The sequence below is a fragment of the Micromonospora sp. BL1 genome (assembly GCF_003667485.1).
Lineage (GTDB): Bacteria > Actinomycetota > Actinomycetes > Mycobacteriales > Micromonosporaceae > Micromonospora > Micromonospora tulbaghiae.
This window is the reverse complement of the sequence record NZ_RCVK01000022.1, coordinates 1-449: the sequence shown is the minus strand read 5'-3', so window position 1 is coordinate 449 and position 449 is coordinate 1. Positions and strand designations below refer to the sequence as shown.

Below are 449 nucleotides of genomic sequence, written 5' to 3'. Positions count from 1 at the left end.
AGATAATGTAGTTGCTTTAAGTAAAAGTTATTTAGCAACACTAGAAAAAGATAAAAGCTATGACTTAGTATTTAACTTTAGTGCAGGAAAAGCAGCAACATTTACACTTAAAGTAGAAGATACAACAGTGCAGGCTCCAGTTACAGGAACAACATTAAGTGTAGGAACATTATCAGGAAAACCAGGAGAAAAGGTGGTAGTTCCTGTAAAAGTAAGTGGACTTTCATCAGCATTAGGAGCATGTCAATTTAATGTAAATTATGATCCTTCAGGACTTGAAGTTACAGATGTAGAGCCAGGAAGTAAGGTAAGCAATCCAGATTTGAATTTTGCTTATAAAAATTTTAGTGATAGCAAATATGTAAAATTTAGTATTGCAAATTTATCATTAAAAGCAGGTACAAATGCTGTAAGCGGAGATGGTGATGTTGCATATATAACATTTACAA

1 protein-coding gene is annotated in these 449 nt (G+C 32.5%); it reads left to right on the top strand.

The window, feature by feature from the left end; genetic code table 11:
- Positions 1-449 (top strand): cohesin domain-containing protein (locus EAD96_RS30765; RefSeq protein WP_199733016.1); only part of this gene is annotated, 449 nt, incomplete at both ends.